Source organism: Serratia sp. PL7 (assembly GCF_945957435.1).
The window spans coordinates 913,823-931,301 of sequence record NZ_CAMFLB010000001.1 but is presented as its reverse complement, the minus strand read 5'-3'; the positions used below and the strand labels follow the sequence as shown (position 1 = coordinate 931,301).

General features: G+C 55.1%; 13 protein-coding genes. 2 read left to right on the top strand and 11 right to left on the bottom strand.

Annotation, left to right across the window (positions count from 1 at the left end; genetic code table 11):
- Window positions 1-71: 71 nt before the first annotated feature.
- The 7 genes from oppF to N6G83_RS04400 all read right to left on the bottom strand — a co-directional run bounded on the left by oppF (window position 72) and on the right by N6G83_RS04400 (window position 8,788).
- A complete protein-coding gene (oppF, locus tag N6G83_RS04430; RefSeq protein ID WP_025303071.1) occupies window positions 72-1,073 on the bottom strand; it encodes a murein tripeptide/oligopeptide ABC transporter ATP binding protein OppF in 1,002 nt (333 codons plus the stop codon).
- Window positions 1,070-2,086 (bottom strand): ABC transporter ATP-binding protein, encoded by a 1,017-nt coding sequence (locus N6G83_RS04425; protein ID WP_043142468.1) that lies wholly within the window; start codon window positions 2,084-2,086, stop codon window positions 1,070-1,072. The genes oppF and N6G83_RS04425 overlap by 4 nt, the downstream gene beginning before the upstream one ends.
- An 11-nt stretch (window positions 2,087-2,097) precedes the next feature.
- Window positions 2,098-3,006, bottom strand: coding sequence for an oligopeptide ABC transporter permease OppC (gene oppC, locus N6G83_RS04420; RefSeq protein ID WP_025303073.1), 909 nt, complete (start codon window positions 3,004-3,006; stop codon window positions 2,098-2,100).
- A 14-nt stretch (window positions 3,007-3,020) separates the two neighbouring features.
- The gene (gene oppB / locus N6G83_RS04415) at window positions 3,021-3,941 is read right to left on the bottom strand and encodes an oligopeptide ABC transporter permease OppB (protein WP_004932150.1); all 921 of its coding nucleotides are present in this window, start codon (window positions 3,939-3,941) and stop codon (window positions 3,021-3,023) included.
- An 83-nt stretch (window positions 3,942-4,024) separates the two neighbouring features.
- Window positions 4,025-5,662, bottom strand: a complete 1,638-nt coding sequence (gene oppA, locus N6G83_RS04410) for an oligopeptide ABC transporter substrate-binding protein OppA (protein WP_049207079.1) — start codon at window positions 5,660-5,662, stop codon at window positions 4,025-4,027.
- Between the two features lie 147 nt (window positions 5,663-5,809).
- Window positions 5,810-7,447 carry an ABC transporter substrate-binding protein gene (locus N6G83_RS04405; RefSeq protein ID WP_049207077.1) on the bottom strand — a complete coding sequence of 546 codons (1,638 nt, stop codon included), beginning with the start codon at window positions 7,445-7,447 and terminating at the stop codon, window positions 5,810-5,812.
- 696 nt (window positions 7,448-8,143) lie between these two features.
- A complete protein-coding gene (locus N6G83_RS04400) occupies window positions 8,144-8,788 on the bottom strand; it encodes a YchE family NAAT transporter (RefSeq protein WP_015378089.1) in 645 nt (214 codons plus the stop codon).
- A 531-nt stretch (window positions 8,789-9,319) separates the two neighbouring features.
- On the opposite strand from N6G83_RS04400, the gene adhE reads away from it, so the two are divergent.
- Window positions 9,320-11,992: a bifunctional acetaldehyde-CoA/alcohol dehydrogenase gene (gene adhE / locus N6G83_RS04395; protein ID WP_025303076.1), complete on the top strand. Its 2,673-nt coding sequence runs from the start codon at window positions 9,320-9,322 to the stop codon at window positions 11,990-11,992.
- A gap of 119 nt (window positions 11,993-12,111) precedes the next feature.
- Here adhE and N6G83_RS04390 read toward each other — a convergent pair whose 3' ends face one another.
- Window positions 12,112-12,696, bottom strand: coding sequence for a thymidine kinase (locus N6G83_RS04390; protein WP_015378091.1), 585 nt, complete (start codon window positions 12,694-12,696; stop codon window positions 12,112-12,114).
- Between the two features lie 700 nt (window positions 12,697-13,396).
- On the opposite strand from N6G83_RS04390, the gene hns reads away from it, so the two are divergent.
- Window positions 13,397-13,804, top strand: coding sequence for a histone-like nucleoid-structuring protein H-NS (gene hns, locus N6G83_RS04385; RefSeq protein ID WP_004932170.1), 408 nt, complete (start codon window positions 13,397-13,399; stop codon window positions 13,802-13,804).
- 186 nt (window positions 13,805-13,990) lie between these two features.
- Here hns and N6G83_RS04380 read toward each other — a convergent pair whose 3' ends face one another.
- The 3 genes from N6G83_RS04380 to galU are packed head-to-tail and all read right to left on the bottom strand — an operon-like array spanning window position 13,991 to window position 17,312.
- Complete coding sequence (locus N6G83_RS04380) at window positions 13,991-15,001, bottom strand: NAD-dependent epimerase (RefSeq protein ID WP_025303077.1); 1,011 nt, start codon at window positions 14,999-15,001, stop codon at window positions 13,991-13,993.
- Between the two features lie 9 nt (window positions 15,002-15,010).
- Window positions 15,011-16,354, bottom strand: coding sequence for a UDP-glucose dehydrogenase family protein (locus N6G83_RS04375; RefSeq protein ID WP_025303078.1), 1,344 nt, complete (start codon window positions 16,352-16,354; stop codon window positions 15,011-15,013).
- A gap of 40 nt (window positions 16,355-16,394) precedes the next feature.
- The gene (galU, locus tag N6G83_RS04370; protein ID WP_049295767.1) at window positions 16,395-17,312 is read right to left on the bottom strand and encodes a UTP--glucose-1-phosphate uridylyltransferase GalU; all 918 of its coding nucleotides are present in this window, start codon (window positions 17,310-17,312) and stop codon (window positions 16,395-16,397) included.
- Between the last annotated feature and the right edge of the window lie 167 nt (window positions 17,313-17,479).

Genomic DNA, 17,479 nt, shown 5'->3' with positions numbered 1-17,479 from the left:
TCGCCGCCAGCGCATCGGATAAAAAAGCCCCGCTTATTCAGCAGGGCTTTTTGTTGCCGGCTAGCGGCGCATTACAGCGGATCGACCTTCAGGCAGGATACCGCGTGGCGGAAGCTGCCCTCCAGCAGCGGACGCGTCTTGGCGCACTCCGGCCCGGCGATCGGGCAGCGGGTGCGGAACACGCAGCCGGTCGGCGGGTTGATCGGCGAAGGCAGCTCCCCTTCCAACAGCTGGATCTGTTTTTCCTTCTCCTTGTCCGGATCCGGGATCGGCACCGCCGACATCAGCGCTTTGGTGTAAGGGTGCTGCGGGTTGTGGTACACCTCATCATAGGTGCCCAGCTCCACCGCATGGCCCAGGTACATCACCAGCACGCGATCGGAAATGTGCTTCACCACCGCCAAATCGTGGGCGATAAAGATCAATGACAACCCCATCTCGCGCTGCAGCTGCTGCAACAGGTTCACCACCTGCGCCTGAATCGACACGTCCAACGCGGAGACCGGCTCGTCGCAGATCACCAGCTTCGGTTCGAGGATCAGCGCGCGCGCGATGCCGATACGCTGGCACTGACCGCCGGAGAACTCGTGCGGGTAGCGGTTGATCAGGTTAGGCAACAGGCCGACCTTCAGCATCATCGCCTTGACCTTGTCCTTCACTTCCTGACGCGGCATTTTCGGGTAGTAGGTGCGCAGCGGCTCGGCGATGATCTCGCCGATGGTCATGCGCGGGTTGAGCGAAGCCAGCGGATCCTGGAAGATCATCTGGATATCGCTGCGGGTTTTACGCCAGTCGGCGTCGCTCATGCCCAGCAGATCTTTGCCCAGCCAGGCGACGCGCCCGCTGGTGGCCTTCACCAGGCCGATGATGGCGCGCGCGAAGGTGGATTTGCCGCAGCCGGATTCGCCAACCACGCCCAGAGTTTCCCCCTCGAACAGCCGCAGCGTGACGCCATCGACCGCCTTCAGGGTTTTCGGCGGCTGCCAGAACCACTGTTTGTCGTCATGAATGTCGAAGTGCACTTTCAGATCGGCGACTTCGAGCAGCACTTTCTTGTCGGTTACCGCTGTCATACTAACGCCTCCACCGGTTTAAAGCAGGCGCGCAGGCGCCCTTCCCCAAATTGCTCCAACGGCGGAGCGCTCGCGCACTGTTCCATGGCGTACGGGCAGCGCGGCTGGAACGGGCAGCCTTTCGGCAACCGCAGTAGGTTCGGCGGGTTGCCGGGAATGGTCAACAACGCTTCGCCTTCGGCGTCGAGACGCGGCACCGCATTCAACAGACCAATGGAGTACGGATGGCTCGGCTGGTAGAACACCTCGCGCGCGCTGCCGTATTCCATGGTGCGGCCGGCGTACATCACCAGCACCTTGTTGCAGATGCCAGCCACCACGCCCAGGTCGTGGGTGATCATGATGATGGCGGTGTTGAACTCGCGCTTCAGCTCGTTGAGCAGCGTCATGATCTGCGCCTGGACGGTCACGTCCAGCGCGGTGGTCGGCTCGTCGGCGATCAGCAGCTTCGGCCGGCACAGCAACGCCATGGCGATCATCACGCGCTGGCGCATACCGCCGGAAAACTCGTGCGGGTACATGCGCATGCGCTTGCGCGCCTCCGGCATTTTCACCGCGTCGAGCATGCGGACCGACTCTTCGAAGGCTTCGCTTTTGCTCAGCTTCTTATGCAGCATCAGCACTTCCATCAGCTGTTCGCCAACGCGCATATAAGGGTTGAGCGAGGTCATCGGGTCCTGGAAGATCATCGAGATCTCCTCGGCCCGCAGCTTGTTAAGCTGATTTTCCGGCAGGTTGAGGATCTCGCGGCCGTTGAATTTGGCCGAGCCGCCGATGCGGCCATTGCTCGCCAGTAGCCCCATCAGGGCGAACGCGGTCTGCGATTTGCCTGAGCCGGATTCACCGACGATGCCCAGCGTTTCGCCGGCGCGCAGATCGAAGTTCAGATCGTTTACCGCCGTCACGTCGCCGTCCGGCGTGGAAAACGTGACGCGCAGGTCTTTCACGTCCAGCAGCGGCGACGTTTTGACGCCGGCGCCGGTTTGCAGTTGAGGATGTTCAATGGTGCTCATGGTTGCACTCCTTAACGATCTTTCGGGTCGAGGGCGTCACGCAGGCCATCGCCGATAAAGTTGAAACAGAACAGAGTGACTACCAGGAAACCCGCCGGGAACAGCAGCAACCACGGTGAAACTTCCATTGAGTTAGCGCCGTCGCTGAGCAATGCGCCCCAGCTGCTCAGCGGCTCCTGCGTGCCCAACCCCAGGAAGCTGAGGAAGGACTCGAACAGGATCATGCTCGGCACCAGCAGCGACGCGTACACCACTACCACGCCGAGCACGTTAGGCACGATATGCCGCAGCACGATGTTGCGCGTGGAGACGCCGCACACCAGCGCCGCTTCGATGAACTCCTTACGCTTGAGACCGAGCGTTTGGCCGCGCACGATACGCGCCATATCCAGCCACGACACCATACCGATCGCCACGAAGATCAACAGGATATTCTGGCCGAAGAAGGTCACCAGCAGGATCACGAAGAACATGAACGGGAAGGAGTTGAGGATCTCCAGCAGACGCATCATCACCGAGTCGATCTTGCCGCCCAGATAACCGGACATCGCGCCGTACAGGGTGCCGACGATCACCGCCACCAGCGCCGCCGCCACGCCGACCATCAGCGAGATACGCCCGCCAATCGCCACGCGCACCAGCAGGTCGCGCCCGGAGGAATCGGTGCCGAAATAGTGCCCCGATTCCAGGCTTGGCGCGGCGGACATCATCGCCCAATCGGTATCGTCGTAGGCAAATTGCGACAGCATCGGCGCCAGCACCACAAACAGCGTGATCAACACCAGGATGAACAGGCTGCTGACCGCCGCACGGTTATGCATAAAGCGCCGGCGCGCGTCTTGCCACAGGCTGCGTCCTTCCACTTCCAGCTTCTCGCTGAAGTGTTCCAGAGCTTCGCTGTTCTTTTTAGTCAACATCATTCGCGTGCTCCAGATTAATAACGGATTTTCGGATCGATGACCGCATACAGCACATCGACGATCGCGTTGAACAGAATGGTCAGAGCGCCCACCAGAATGGTCAGGCTCAACACCAGGGAGTAGTCGCGGTTCAGCGCGCCGTTAACGAACAGCTGGCCGATCCCCGGCAGGCCGTAGATGGTTTCGATCACCATCGAACCGGTGATGATCCCGACGAACGCCGGGCCCATATAGGACAGCACCGGCAACAGCGCCGGCTTCAGCGCGTGGCGGAAAATGATGCGGCGCATCGGCAAGCCTTTAGCGCGCGCGGTGCGAATGAAGTTGGAGTGCAGCACTTCAATCATCGAGCCGCGCGTGATACGGGCGATGCTGGCGATATAGGCCAGAGACAGCGCCACCATCGGCAAGATGATGAACTTAGGCGCGCCGCCGTTCCAGCCGCCGCCCGGCAGCCATTTCAACGTGATGGCGAAGATCAGCACCAACAGCGGCGCCACCACGAAACTGGGTATCACCACCCCGGTCATGGCGAACCCCATCACCGTGTAGTCCCATTTGGTGTTCTGATTCAACGCGGCGATCACGCCGGCGCTCACGCCCAGCACCACCGCCAGCAGAAACGCGGCCAGGCCGAGTTTGGCGGAAACCGGGAAAGAGCTGGCGACCAGATCGTTGACCGAATAGTCCTTGTATTTAAAGGACGGGCCGAAGTCTCCCTGCGCAAGCTGCGCCAGATAATGACCGTACTGTTTCCAGATCGGGTCGTTCAAATGGTATTTGGCTTCGATATTCGCCATAACTTCCGGCGGCAATGCGCGTTCCCCGGTAAATGGACTGCCGGGCGCCAGGCGCATCATGAAGAATGAGATGGTGATAAGGATAAATAGTGTCGGGATCGCTTCCAATAAGCGACGAAGTATAAATTTAAGCATTGCCCTAACCCTGTGCGACAGCCTGATGACGGCTTATTATTCTCAACATGGGCCGGCGGCCTGCGCCGCCGGCTCTTACCGTATCAATGCTTGATGATGTACAGGTTTTTGTCGTACACGTTATCAAGCGGGTCTTTGCCGGTGTAGCCACCGACGTAAGGTTTCACCAAACGGGCGTTCACATAGTAATACAGCGGAACGATGGCGGAATCTTTATCCAGCTGAACTTCCGCTTTCTGATACAGATCGGCGCGCTCGTCTTTGCTCTTCGCGGTCAACACGTTGGCCATCAGCTTGTCGAACTCGGCGCTCTTATAGTGCGGGGTGTTACTGCTGCTGTCGGACAGCATCATGTTCAGGAACGAGCTCGGCTCGTTATAGTCGGCGCACCAGCCGGCGCGCGCCACGTCATAGGTCCCCTGATGACGGGTATCCAGGAAGGTTTTCCACTCCTGGTTCACCAGCTTCACGTCCACGCCCAGATTTTTCTTCCAGATGGAGGCGGCGGCGATCGCCAGCTTCTTGTGCAGATCGGAGGTGTTGTACAGCAGGGAGAAGGTCAACGGTTTACCCGGGCCGTAGCCGGCTTCCGCCAGCAGTTTCTTCGCCACTTCGTTGCGTTTTTCCTGCGTCCAGCCGAACCACTCCGGCGCGGTCAGCTTGGCGCCGTCGGTGTATGGCGGCGTAAAGCTGTAGGCCGGCAGATCGCCCTGGTTTTTCACCTTGTTGACGATGATGTCGCGGTCCATGCCCAGCTTCAGCGCTTCACGCACGCGCGCATCGGTGAACGGCGCCTTCTGGTTGTTGATTTCGTAGTAGTAGGTGCACAGGTAAGGATCGACATGCACCTCTTTCGGGATCTCTTTCTTCAGCTTCTGGAACAGTTCGATCGGCATGTTGTTGTAGGTCATGTCGATTTCGCCGGTGCGGTAGCGGTTAACGTCGGTCACTTCCGACGAAATAGGCAGGAACGTCACTTTATTGATGATGGTTTTGGCGTTATCCCAATATTCCGGGTTGCGTTCCAGTACGATGCGTTCGTTGACAATCCAGTCTTTCAGTTTGTAAGCGCCGTTGCTGACGTAGTTGGCTGGCAGCGTCCACTTCTCGCCAAACTTCTCCACCGCGTCTTTGTAAACCGGCTTCATGGCGTAGTGTGGGGTCATTTCAACCAGGTAAGGCACCGGCTCGCTCAGGGTCACCTGGAAGGTGTGGTCGTCGATGGCCTTCACGCCCAGCGTCGACTTGTCTTTTTTACCGGCGATGATGTCATCGACGTTTTCCACATGGGCGTACTGCAGGTAGCTGGCGTAAGGCGATGCAGTTTTCGGATCCACTACGCGCTGCCAGCTGTAGACGAAATCTTGCGCCGTCACCGGCTTGCCGTTGGACCATTTGGCGTCTTTACGCAGGTGGAAGGTCCAGACTTTGAAATCTTTGTTATCCCAGCTTTCCGCGACGCCCGGCACGATGGAACCGTCCGGGCTGTTGTTCGCCAAGCCTTCCATCAGATCGCGGGTGACGTTGTTTTCCGGCACGCCCTCGATTTTATGCGGGTCAAGCGACTGCACTTCGGAACCGTTATTTTTGACAATTTCTTGCTTGTCGGCCAGTTGCACGCCGGCAGGAACGTCGGCGGCAAAGGCGGAGGTGGTTGCTGTGATGCCCAGCGCGGCGATGACGCCGGCGGCAATGAGCGTTTTCTTCGTGATGTTGGTCATACTTATCGACTCCAGTTTTTATTATCACAGGCTCTTCGTGGAACCTGCGTTGCCCGTAAGCGGACTCTGTTTTCCCGCCGCCGCGGAACGAATGCGGCGGCCGGCCTTCCCTATATTCCTCCGCGAGTTAGCGCAAGGAATACCCCTTTACTGCTTGATAATGTACAGATTTTTAACGTCGGTATAGTCCAGCGGGTCTTTGCCGGTGAACCCGCCTACCGTCGGCTTGATCAACCGTGCGCTGACGCGGTAATAAACCGGGACCAACGCGGAGTCTTTGTCCAGCTGAGCTTCCGCCTGCTGATAGAGCGCGGCGCGCGCGGCCTCATCCGGCGCCTTCAGCGTAGCGGCCATGATGGCGTCGAACGCCGGGCTCTTATAGAACACGGTATTGATACTGCTGTTGGACAGCACCAGGTTCAGGAACGCACTGGGTTCGTTGTAATCGCCGCACCAGGTGGCGCGCGCCACATCGTATTGCCCCTGATGGCGGCTCTCCAATGAAGTCTTCCACTCCTGATTGCGCAGCGTGACCTCCGCACCGAGGTTCTTCTTCCACATCGATGCGGCGGCGATCGCCTGCTGTTTGTTTTGATCGGAGGTGTTGTAGAGCAACGAGAACTTCAGCGGTTTGGCATCGCTGTAGCCCGCCTCCGCCAGCAGCTTCCTGGCTTCGGCGTTGCGCTGTTCCTGGCTCCAGCCGGCCCATGCGGGCTGCGTAAAGTTCGCGCCCTCCGTAAAGGTCGGCGTGAAACTGTAGGCCGGGATCTGTCCCTGGCCCATGATCTTGTTGGCGATGATGTCGCGATCCAGCGTCATCTTCACCGCCGTACGCACGCGTGGATCGGTAAACGGCGCCCGCTTGTTATTGAGCTCGTAATAGAAGGTGCACAGATAAGGGTTAACGTGCAGCTGTTCGGGCATTTCGCGCTTCATCTTGACGTACAGGTACGGCGGGATCGCGCTGTTGGTGATGTCGATCTCGCCGCTGCGGAAGCGGTTGACGTCGCTGACTTCCGAAGTAATCGGCAGGAAGGTCGCCTGATTGATCACCGTCTGCTTGTTGTTCCAGTAGCTCGGGCTGCGCTCCAGCACGATGCGCTCGTTCACCACCCACTCTTTCAGGCGGTAAGCGCCGTTGCCGACGTAGTTGGCGGGTAGCGTCCATTTATCGCCGAATTTCTCCACCACCGCCCGTTTGACCGGTTTGAGCGACGTGTGGCTCAGCATGCTGATGAAATACGGCACCGGTTCGCTCAGCGTCACCTGCAGCGTCTGGTCATCCAACGCCTTGACGCCGAGGGTCTGCGGAGGCTTCTTGCCGGTCAGGATGTCGTCGATATTGTCGACTTTGGTGTATTGCAGATAGCTGGCGTAAGGCGAGGCGATTTTCGGATCGGCCAGGCGCTGCCAGCTGTAGACGAAGTCCTGCGCGGTCACCGGAGTGCCGTCGCTCCACACCGCGCCGGGGCGCAGGTGGAAGGTCCATTGCTGATAATTCTGGTTTTCCCAGCTCGCCGCCGCCGCCGGCACCACATGCCCGTTGGCGTCGGTGCTCACCAGCCCTTCAAGTAGATTAAGAATGATATTGCTTTCCGGTACCCCCTCGACCTTATGCGGATCCAATGAAGCCACTTCGCTGCCGTTGTTGATCACAATATTCTGTTGCTGCGCCAACTGAACGCCGGCCGGCACTTCCGCCGCCAAACTGTTATTTATGGCGCCGACGCTCAGCGCGCCGCTAATCAACAAGGTCAAAGAAGTACGCTTCAGGGTTTGCTGCATAATCGAGGCTCCTTTTCACCGACAAGCATCGCTTATCGAAGTTTGTGAAGTGTTTATAAGAATTCTAAATAAACGGATACCAGCAAAAATCATTCCCGTTTTTATGGCGCATTTCAGTTAATTGACCACGGGAAAGTTGCTCGGAAATTAGCAGAAGCCAAATTCCATAGCCAATAAATTTTACGAAAATGTTAAGCAATTCTCTTTTATCGCACGAAGCCCGATCCGCTCCCCGAGAGCGGGGCACCGAAAAAACAAAATCATCACTTTGATTTTAAAGATAAAAAAAACAAAATCATTTCGTTTGAAACCGTCAGCGTCATCTCACCGCCGCACAAAGAAACATTCAGTTAACAATCCAGCCATTCAAAGAACAAACACCTGCCTATGGTCGGTTAATCACTAATAACACCTGGATGAAAGTGAGACAAGCCCCACAGAATGATGTGATTAATTTAACAACAGCTTTACCGTTGAACGGGGACAAAACGCGCGGAAATGGGGGAAGAAAAGTGTCTGAAATAACGCTTAGCGTTTTTTTTGCACAGCAACATGAGATTTATGCAACATAAGGGTGCAACCGAATAAATTTTATTCATCCTCTGCACTATAATAATGCGAACCAATAAATAATTTAAATTTTAAAATTAATTTTAGCCGCGCCAACGCGAAAGGTGCGCGGCTAAACAAAGGGTATTACAACAGGCCGGGGAATATCGCCTTAATGCCCGTAACGATAAACTCGATCCCGAGCGCCATCAGCAACAGGCCCATGATTCGGGTGATCACGTTGATGCCGGTCTGCCCAAGCAAACGCACCAACAGCGGCGCGGCGCGGAACAACAGCCAGCAGCAAAAGGCGAACAAGGCGATCGCCACCGTAAAACCGAGCAGGCTTTGCCAGTTGTGATAACGTGAACTCCAGACGATGGTAGAACTGATCGCCCCCGGCCCCGCCATCAGCGGCAGCGCTAACGGCACCACGCCGATGCTTTCGCGGATCGCGCTCTCCGACTTCTCCTGTTTGTTCTGTTTGTCTTCCCCCAGCTTGCCGCTGATCATCGACATGGCGATGGTCACCACCAGAATACCGCCGGCGATGCGGAACGAATCGATAGAGATGCCGAACATCCGCAGGATCCCTTCGCCCAGGAACAGCGAGGTCCACAGAATGATGGCGACCGACAGGTTGGCGGTCAGGTTGGTTTTGTTGCGCCCCGCTTCCGCCTGATAACTGGTCATACTGATAAACACCGGCAAGATGCCCACCGGGTTGACCAGCGCAAACAGACCGACAAAGAACTTGATAAAGCCGGAAAGATCCAACAGAGATTGGCCCACAGATGGCTCCGCATTAAGTACTATAAAAAGGTGTGCTGCCTATGCGCGCTAATGTAATGGAATTGCCGCGGGTAATCCATCCGGCCAGAGCAGCATTTTTGACTACCAGCAGGTTATGCAACAAAACAAATGCCCTTTGTTAAAGTGATGTATGGCCTTTTGATTTTTTATGTTGAAAAAAGAGTCACCGCTCACAGTTATCGAGAATAATTCCCAACACCAGCAAGCTGAAAGGTGTCAGCTTGCAGTTTTCATGATTTAGATCACAAATCAACTACCCAACAGTGGGTAAGCTCTTAGTCGTAGTCAGGGAGTAGAACAAAGTCGGCAGCAGCATCGCCGGTTCCGTTCTCCTCACTGCCTGCCCCTCCGGTTGGCGTAGGGTGAAGCTCTTTAAGCAAATCAGCAGCATGCGAAGAAATAACGCGGGAAGACCCCGGTATTCTCATCACCGCTTATCCCCGTTACGACTATACTAGTGGCTCGCACGGCTTATTTACTGAAAGAGTTTAACATTATCAGGAGAGCATTATGGCTGTAACGAATGTCGCTGAACTGAACGAGCTTGTCGCACGTGTCAAAAAAGCCCAGCGCGAATATGCCAACTTCACTCAAGAGCAAGTGGATAAAATCTTCCGCGCTGCCGCCCTCGCCGCTGCTGATGCCCGTATCCCATTGGCCAAAATGGCCGTGGAAGAATCCGGAATGGGTATCGTCGAAGACAAAGTGATCAAAAACCACTTCGCTTCCGAGTACATCTACAACGCCTATAAAGATGAAAAAACCTGTGGCATCCTGTCTGAAGATGACACTTTCGGTACCATCACCATCGCCGAACCTATCGGCCTGATTTGCGGTATCGTGCCTACCACCAACCCAACTTCTACCGCGATCTTCAAAGCGCTGATCAGCCTGAAAACCCGCAATGGCATCATCTTCTCGCCGCACCCGCGTGCGAAGAATGCCACCAACAAAGCCGCCGATATCGTGCTGCAAGCCGCTATCGCCGCCGGTGCGCCGAAAGACATCATCGGTTGGATCGACCAACCTACCGTCGAGCTGTCCAACCAGCTGATGCACCACCCTGACATCAACCTGATCCTCGCCACCGGTGGCCCGGGCATGGTGAAAGCCGCCTACAGTTCCGGCAAACCGGCAATCGGCGTCGGCGCCGGCAATACGCCGGTCGTGGTAGACGAAACCGCAGATATCAAACGCGTGGTCGCCTCTATCCTGATGTCCAAAACCTTCGACAGCGGCGTTATCTGCGCTTCCGAACAGTCGGTCATCGTCGTTGACGCTATCTATGATGCGGTACGCGAGCGCTTCGCTTCCCACGGCGGCTATCTGCTGCAGGGTAAAGAACTGAAAGCGGTGCAGGACATCATCCTGAAAAACGGCGGCCTGAACGCGGCCATCGTCGGGCAATCCGCACCGAAAATCGCCGAAATGGCAGGCATCAAAGTGCCGGCCAACACCAAAGTGCTGATCGGTGAAGTGAAGCTGGTCGACGAGTCTGAACCTTTCGCACATGAAAAACTGTCGCCTACCCTGGCGATGTACCGTGCCAAAGACTTCGAAGACGCCGTCGCCAAAGCCGAAAAACTGGTCGCCATGGGCGGTATCGGCCACACGTCCTGCCTGTACACCGACCAGGATAACCAAACGGCTCGCATCGCCTACTTCGGCGATAAAATGAAAACGGCTCGCATTCTGATCAACACCCCGGCTTCTCAGGGCGGTATCGGCGACCTGTACAACTTCAAACTTGCGCCTTCGCTGACGCTGGGTTGCGGTTCCTGGGGTGGTAACTCCATCTCTGAAAACGTCGGACCTAAACACCTGATCAACAAGAAAACTGTAGCGAAGCGAGCAGAAAACATGTTGTGGCATAAACTTCCGAAATCGATCTACTTCCGCCGTGGCTCACTGCCTATCGCGCTGGAAGAAGTGGCGACCGACGGGGCGAAACGCGCCTTCATCGTGACCGACCGTTTCCTGTTCAACAACGGCTATGCCGACCAGATCACCAAGGTTCTGAAGTCTCACGGTATCGAAACTGAAGTGTTCTTTGAAGTGGAAGCCGATCCGACGCTGAGCATCGTGCGCAAAGGCGCCGAGCAGATGAACTCCTTCAAACCGGACGTCATCATCGCGCTGGGCGGCGGTTCGCCGATGGACGCCGCGAAAATCATGTGGGTGCTGTACGAACATCCTGAAACCCACTTCGAGGATCTGGCGCTGCGCTTCATGGACATCCGCAAGCGTATCTACAAGTTCCCGAAAATGGGCGTGAAAGCGAAGATGATCGCCATCACCACCACCTCAGGCACCGGTTCGGAAGTCACGCCATTCGCCGTCGTGACCGACGACACCACCGGACAGAAATACCCGCTGGCCGACTATGCGCTGACCCCGGACATGGCGATTGTCGACGCCAACCTGGTGATGAACATGCCAAAATCCCTGTGCGCCTTCGGCGGTCTGGATGCGGTAACCCACGCGCTGGAAGCCTACGTGTCGGTGCTGGCGAACGAATACTCCGACGGCCAGGCGCTGCAGGCGCTGAAACTGTTGAAAGAGTATCTGCCGGCCAGCTATAAAGAAGGCGCGAAAAACCCGGTTGCCCGTGAACGCGTGCACAACGCCGCCACCATCGCCGGTATCGCTTTCGCCAACGCCTTCCTCGGGGTTTGTCACTCCATGGCGCACAAGCTGGGCTCGGAGTTCCACATTCCGCACGGCCTGGCCAACGCGATGCTGATTTCCAACGTCATTCGCTACAACGCGAACGACAACCCGACCAAGCAAACGGCCTTCAGCCAGTACGACCGCCCGCAGGCGCGCCGCCGCTACGCTGAAATCGCCGACCACCTCGGCCTGAGCGCACCGGGCGACCGCACCGCGCAGAAGATTGAGAAACTGCTGGCCTGGCTGGACGAGCTGAAAACCGAGTTGGGCATCCCAACCTCCATCCGTGAGGCGGGTGTGCAGGAGGCGGACTTCCTGGCGAAAGTCGACAAGCTGTCGGAAGACGCATTCGACGACCAATGCACCGGCGCCAACCCGCGCTACCCGCTGATTGCCGAACTGAAGCAAATCATGCTGGATACCTTCTACGGCCGCGAATTCAGCGAAGCGGTCGACGAGGAAGCGGCGGCTCCGGCTGCAGCCAAAACCGCGGTAAAGAAGCCCAAGAAATAACGGTTCCGTGAACCGATAAAAAAACCCGCCAAACGGCGGGTTTTTTATTGCGCCTGGCGCGCGGTTTTTCTTATCCCGCCGCCAAAACGCCTCAGCGGGCGCTGGCGGCATTTTCGCTCCTACTCCAGGGAGTGAATCGCCTCTTTATAATGCTTGCGACAGACGGAGACATAGCTCTCGTTACCGCCAATCACCACCTGTTCACCAGCGTGCATCGCCTGGCCGTTTTCATCCAACCGCAACACCATGTTGGCTTTGCGCCCACAGTGACAGATGGTTTTCAATTCCACCAGCTTATCGGCCCAGGCCAGCAAATATTGGCTGCCGGTAAACAGTTCACCGAGAAAATCGGTACGCAGGCCGTAGCACAATACGGGAATGTCCAGTTGGTCCACCACATCGCACAATTGCTCAACCTGCGCCTTGGTCAGGAACTGGCTTTCATCCAGCAGCACACAATGCACCGGCTGCTGTTGATGCTCTTGCTGAATCATGGCGTACAGCATCGAGTCGTTGTTATAGAGCTGGGCCTGCGAGGATAAACCGATGCGCGAGCTGACTTTACCGACGCCAAAGCGGTGATCGATCTCCGCGGTGAACACCAGCGTGCGCATACCACGTTCTTGATAGTTATATGAAGACTGTAGCAGCGCGGTGGACTTGCCGGCATTCATCGCAGAGTAATAAAAATAAAGTTGAGCCATGGCCCCGCAACTCCGATGGTATAAGAAATATTCAAATGTTGATTAGGACGGTAAGTGTACCATAAGCCGCCCCCCGGCTCAGCCCAAAGCGAACGAATATTGCGTTCGCCGTAATAATGCGCTTTCAAGCGAAACATATCGTTCTGTCGGCCCGTTCTTTTTACAGCTATTTACAGGATAATGTATGCCTGTCATCACTATTAATTCTTGCTAATGGTTAACCCCGAACATTTGCCCATTAATGCATAATCCTCTTTCACTGCGGCAGGCACCGCAGCCGCGGGAGAGTGCTTGTCTATTATACGTGAGGCCAATACAGGGCATTTAATCACCTTCGCTATCCCCCCGACGTTTCCTGACGCAACCTTTACCTATATACCCCTATTGTTTACAATGTCTGCCTTACCATGGCGTGATTAAGCCCACAGAACTCATTGTAATATTGATATAAATTACGACGATAACTTATCGATGAAAGCCTTGCGACACGCGCCTTTTAAAGCATGCCTGCTGAAATTTTGACTTAAGTGCGGTGAGGATAATAGTTAACAGCCCTTCCTATATTAGTCGGACAGATCCGATTAACGGTTTTTTAAAAGGTAAATTTGAGTATTCAAGTCAATTTGGCTATTGCAGAAAAGAAAATAGCACTCTATTATTATCGAGACGCCCCCCACCAATATAATTTGAGACTAGGACAATGAGCGAAGCATTAAAGATTTTGAACAACATCCGCACTCTGCGCGCCCAGGCAAGAGAATGCACACTGGAAACGCTGGAAGAAATGCTCGAGAAACTGGAAGTTGTTGTGAACGAACGTCGCGAAGAAGACAGCCAGGCTCAAGCAGAAATCGAAGAACGCACTCGTAAACTGCAGCAATACCGCGAAATGCTGATTGCTGATGGTATCGATCCAAATGAGCTGCTGCAAACCATGGCTGCCAACAAGGCTGCCGGCAAAGCAAAGCGTGCAGCACGTCCTGCTAAATACCAATATAAAGATGAAAACGGCGAACTGAAAACCTGGACCGGCCAAGGCCGTACGCCTGCGGTGATTAAGAAAGCTATCGAAGAGCAAGGTAAATCTCTGGACGATTTCCTGCTGTAATAGCGATTCAGTCCGTATCTGAAAGGCTCCCTCCGGGGGGCCTTTTCATTTTAAAGCTTATCGACGTGATCCCACCTCCCCCCTCTCCTTTTAGTAAATATCCTAATTCGCATTTTCTTCCCTGCATGGAGCCCCAATGAAAAAAAGGGGCCCTAAGGCCCCTTTATCGCATTTACCCTCGTTCAATTATTGAACCTGGTAGAATGCCTTATACCAATCAACAAAGCGCTTTACACCCTCTTCAACGCTGGTTTCCGGTTTAAAACCAATGTCACGATAAAGCTCTGCGGTGTCCGCACTGGTATCCATCACGTCGCCAGGTTGCATCGGCAGCATATTCTTGCGGGCAGTTACCCCCAAAGCCTGCTCCAGCGCCGTGATATATTCCATCAGTTTAACGGGGGTGTTATTGCCGATATTATAAACATGATACGGTGCGGAACTGGTCGCTGGCGATCCCTGTTCAACGCTCCATGACGGATCTGCCTGCGGAATAACCGCCTGCAGCCGCACAATCGCCTCGGTGATATCATCGATGTAGGTAAAGTCACGGTGCATTTCACCGTGGTTATATACATCGATGCTCTCCCCCGCCAATATGGCCTTGGTAAACTTGAACAGCGCCATATCCGGACGCCCCCAGGGACCATATACGGTAAAGAAGCGTAACCCCGTCGTCGGGAGACCGTATAAATGAGAGTAGCTGTGTGACATCAGCTCATTGGCTTTTTTGGTGGCCGCATACAGTGACACAGGGTGATCGACAGAATCTTCGGTAGCAAACGGCAGCTTGCGATTGAGGCCATAAACAGAGCTGGAGGAGGCATAAAGTAAATGCTCGACCTTATTATGGCGGCAGCCTTCCAGAACGTTCAAATGGCCGATCAGGTTGGCGTCCGCATAAGCCAACGGGTTAACCAACGAATAACGCACGCCGGCTTGTGCCCCCAAATGAATGACTCGTTGGAACTGATGCTCGGCGAACAATGCCGCCATCCCTTCACGATCGGCCAAATCCAGCTTGATAAAGCGGAATCCCGGCTTATCCGCCAGTCTGTCCAGACGGGCCATTTTCAGGCCCACGTCATAATAGTCATTCAGGTTATCGATGCCGACAACCTGATGCCCGGCGGTCAACAAACGCTCTGCAACGTGATAACCAATAAACCCTGCGGCGCCTGTAACCAGGAATTTCATGCCCACTCCTTAAATAACCGGTTTAATCGAGGCGCCGCGGCCAATCGCGTAATAGGTAAAGCCGCGATTCTCCAAACGCTCCGGATCGTACAGGTTACGTCCATCGAAGATCACCGGCTGCTTCAACGCACTCTTGATCACATCGAAGTCCGGTGCGCGGAAATTCTGCCATTCGGTGCAGATCACCAGAGCATCGGCGCCGTGCAATGCAGCCTCTTTGGTCCCCATCAGCTTCAAGTCATCGCGCTGGCCATAGATGCGCTGAACTTCGTTCATCGCTTCAGGATCGTAGGCTTGAACGGTGGCGCCGGCAGCCCACAATTGCTCCATCAGCACGCGACTGGATGCTTCTCGCATGTCATCGGTATTCGGCTTGAACGCCAGGCCCCACAGCGCAAAGGTTTTCCCCTTCAGATCGCTGCCGAAGTAATCTTTGATAAAGCTGTTCAACTTATCTTTCTGTTGGTAGTTGACCTGCTCTACCGCCTGCAGCAGCTTCGGTTGGTAACCGATCTGCTCCGCCGTGCGGATCAACGCCTGGACATCTTTCGGGAAGCAAGAACCACCGTAGCCGCAGCCAGGGTAGATGAAGTGATAACCGATGCGTGAGTCGGAACCGATGCCCTGACGCACTTTCTCGATGTCCGCACCCAGCATTTCCGCCAGATTGGACATTTCGTTCATAAAGCTGATTTTGGTCGCCAGCATGCAGTTGGCGGCGTATTTGGTCAGCTCTGCGCTGCGGATATCCATCATGATCATACGATCGTGATTGCGGTTAAACGGCTCGTACAGTTCGCGAATCGGTTCGATTACCTCTTTATTATCGGTACCGATCACGATGCGCTCAGGGCGCATGCAGTCAGCTACCGCAGCGCCTTCCTTCAGGAATTCAGGGTTGGATACCACGTCGAACGCCACGTTGCTGCCGCGTTTAGCCAGCGTTTCCGCCATCACCTGACGCACCTTGTCCGCCGTACCGACCGGCACGGTGGATTTATCGATCACCACTTTGCGATCGGTCATGTGTTCGGCGATGGTACGTGCAACCGCGGTGACATATTTCAGATCGGCGGAGCCGTCCTCATCCGGCGGCGTGCCGACGGCAATAAACTGGATATTCCCGTGCGCCACGCCCGCTTTGGCATCGGTGGTGAAATGCAGGCGCCCAGCCTCATAGTTTTGCTGTACCAACGGCGTCAGGCCCGGTTCAAAAATCGGGATATTCCCTTTTTTCAGGTTTTCGACTTTTCGCTCATCAACATCAATGCACATAACGTCATGGCCAACTTCAGCCAGTACGGCGGCCTGTACCAGCCCCACATAACCAATACCAAAAACTGTTACTTTCATGTGAAAATCCTAGTTTTTCAAATTAATACGAAAGATCAAATTACTTCTTGTCAGCGGCAACAACCTGTTGCAGCCACTGAGAAAATTCTTTGCCCAGGCTGGCATGACGCATGCCGTACTCTACAAAAGCCTGCATGTACCCCAACTTGTTACCGCAGTCATGGCTTACGCCCTTCAGGTGATACGCTTCCACCGTTTCCTGCTGCATCAACATTTCGATACTGTCAGTCAGCTGAATTTCGTCGCCGGCGCCAGGGGGCGTTTTAGCCAACAGCGGCCAAATATCGGCGGATAACACGTAACGACCGACAATCGCCAGGTTGGAAGGGGCTTTATCCGGCGAAGGTTTCTCAACCACACTCACCATCGGCGCACTTTCGCCCGGTTGCAAAGCAACGCCCTTACAGTCGGCTACGCCGTAGTTTCCGACATCTTTATGCGGCACGGGTTCAACCATGATCTGGCTGACGCCGGTAGTTTCGAAGCGCTGCAGCATTTCGTGGAGGTTGTCTTTTTTCGGATCGGCGCTGTATTCGTCGAGGATCACGTCCGGCAACACCACCGCCACCGGTTCATCGCCCACCATCGGGTAGGCACACATAATCGCGTGCCCCAGGCCTTTGGCATTGCCCTGACGAACCTGCATCACGGTAACGCCTTTCGGGCAGATCGACTGCACTTCATCCAGCAATTGGCGCTTGACGCGTTTTTCCAGCATCGCTTCAAGTTCGAAACTGGTATCAAAATGGTTTTCGATCGAGTTCTTGGAGGAGTGGGTGACCAGCACAATCTCGTTAATCCCCGCCGCAATGCACTCATTAACGACGTATTGGATCAGCGGTTTATCAACCAGCGGCAGCATTTCTTTCGGAATGGCTTTGGTGGCCGGCAACATCCGCGTACCCAAGCCTGCAACCGGGATCACGGCTTTTCTGACTTTGCGATTTACAGCAGGCATTATTTCCTCTCTTGAAGCTAAAGCGCTCATTTTATGAGCTTGGGCTCAATATAAAAAACCTTCGGAGTATACCAGCTTATGCGCGCCTGGCATTAACCAGAACACAAATAGAAAACATTTAGGACTATTACCCGTTCGGATAATCGGGAGAATAAATAAACGGTTTA

Bases quoted from the DNA above. Each gene is read 5' to 3' on its own strand.
- oppF (WP_025303071.1), bottom strand. From the start codon at position 1,073: ATGACAGCGGTAACCGACAAGAAAGTGCTGCTCGAAGTCGCCGATCTG.
- N6G83_RS04425 (WP_043142468.1), bottom strand. From the start codon at position 2,086: ATGAGCACCATTGAACATCCTCAACTGCAAACCGGCGCCGGCGTCAAA.
- oppC (WP_025303073.1), bottom strand. From the start codon at position 3,006: ATGATGTTGACTAAAAAGAACAGCGAAGCTCTGGAACACTTCAGCGAG.
- oppB (WP_004932150.1), bottom strand. From the start codon at position 3,941: ATGCTTAAATTTATACTTCGTCGCTTATTGGAAGCGATCCCGACACTA.
- oppA (WP_049207079.1), bottom strand. From the start codon at position 5,662: ATGACCAACATCACGAAGAAAACGCTCATTGCCGCCGGCGTCATCGCC.
- N6G83_RS04405 (WP_049207077.1), bottom strand. From the start codon at position 7,447: ATGCAGCAAACCCTGAAGCGTACTTCTTTGACCTTGTTGATTAGCGGC.
- adhE (WP_025303076.1), top strand. From the start codon at position 9,320: ATGGCTGTAACGAATGTCGCTGAACTGAACGAGCTTGTCGCACGTGTC.
- N6G83_RS04390 (WP_015378091.1), bottom strand. From the start codon at position 12,696: ATGGCTCAACTTTATTTTTATTACTCTGCGATGAATGCCGGCAAGTCC.
- hns (WP_004932170.1), top strand. From the start codon at position 13,397: ATGAGCGAAGCATTAAAGATTTTGAACAACATCCGCACTCTGCGCGCC.
- N6G83_RS04380 (WP_025303077.1), bottom strand. From the start codon at position 15,001: ATGAAATTCCTGGTTACAGGCGCCGCAGGGTTTATTGGTTATCACGTT.
- N6G83_RS04375 (WP_025303078.1), bottom strand. From the start codon at position 16,354: ATGAAAGTAACAGTTTTTGGTATTGGTTATGTGGGGCTGGTACAGGCC.
- galU (WP_049295767.1), bottom strand. From the start codon at position 17,312: ATGCCTGCTGTAAATCGCAAAGTCAGAAAAGCCGTGATCCCGGTTGCA.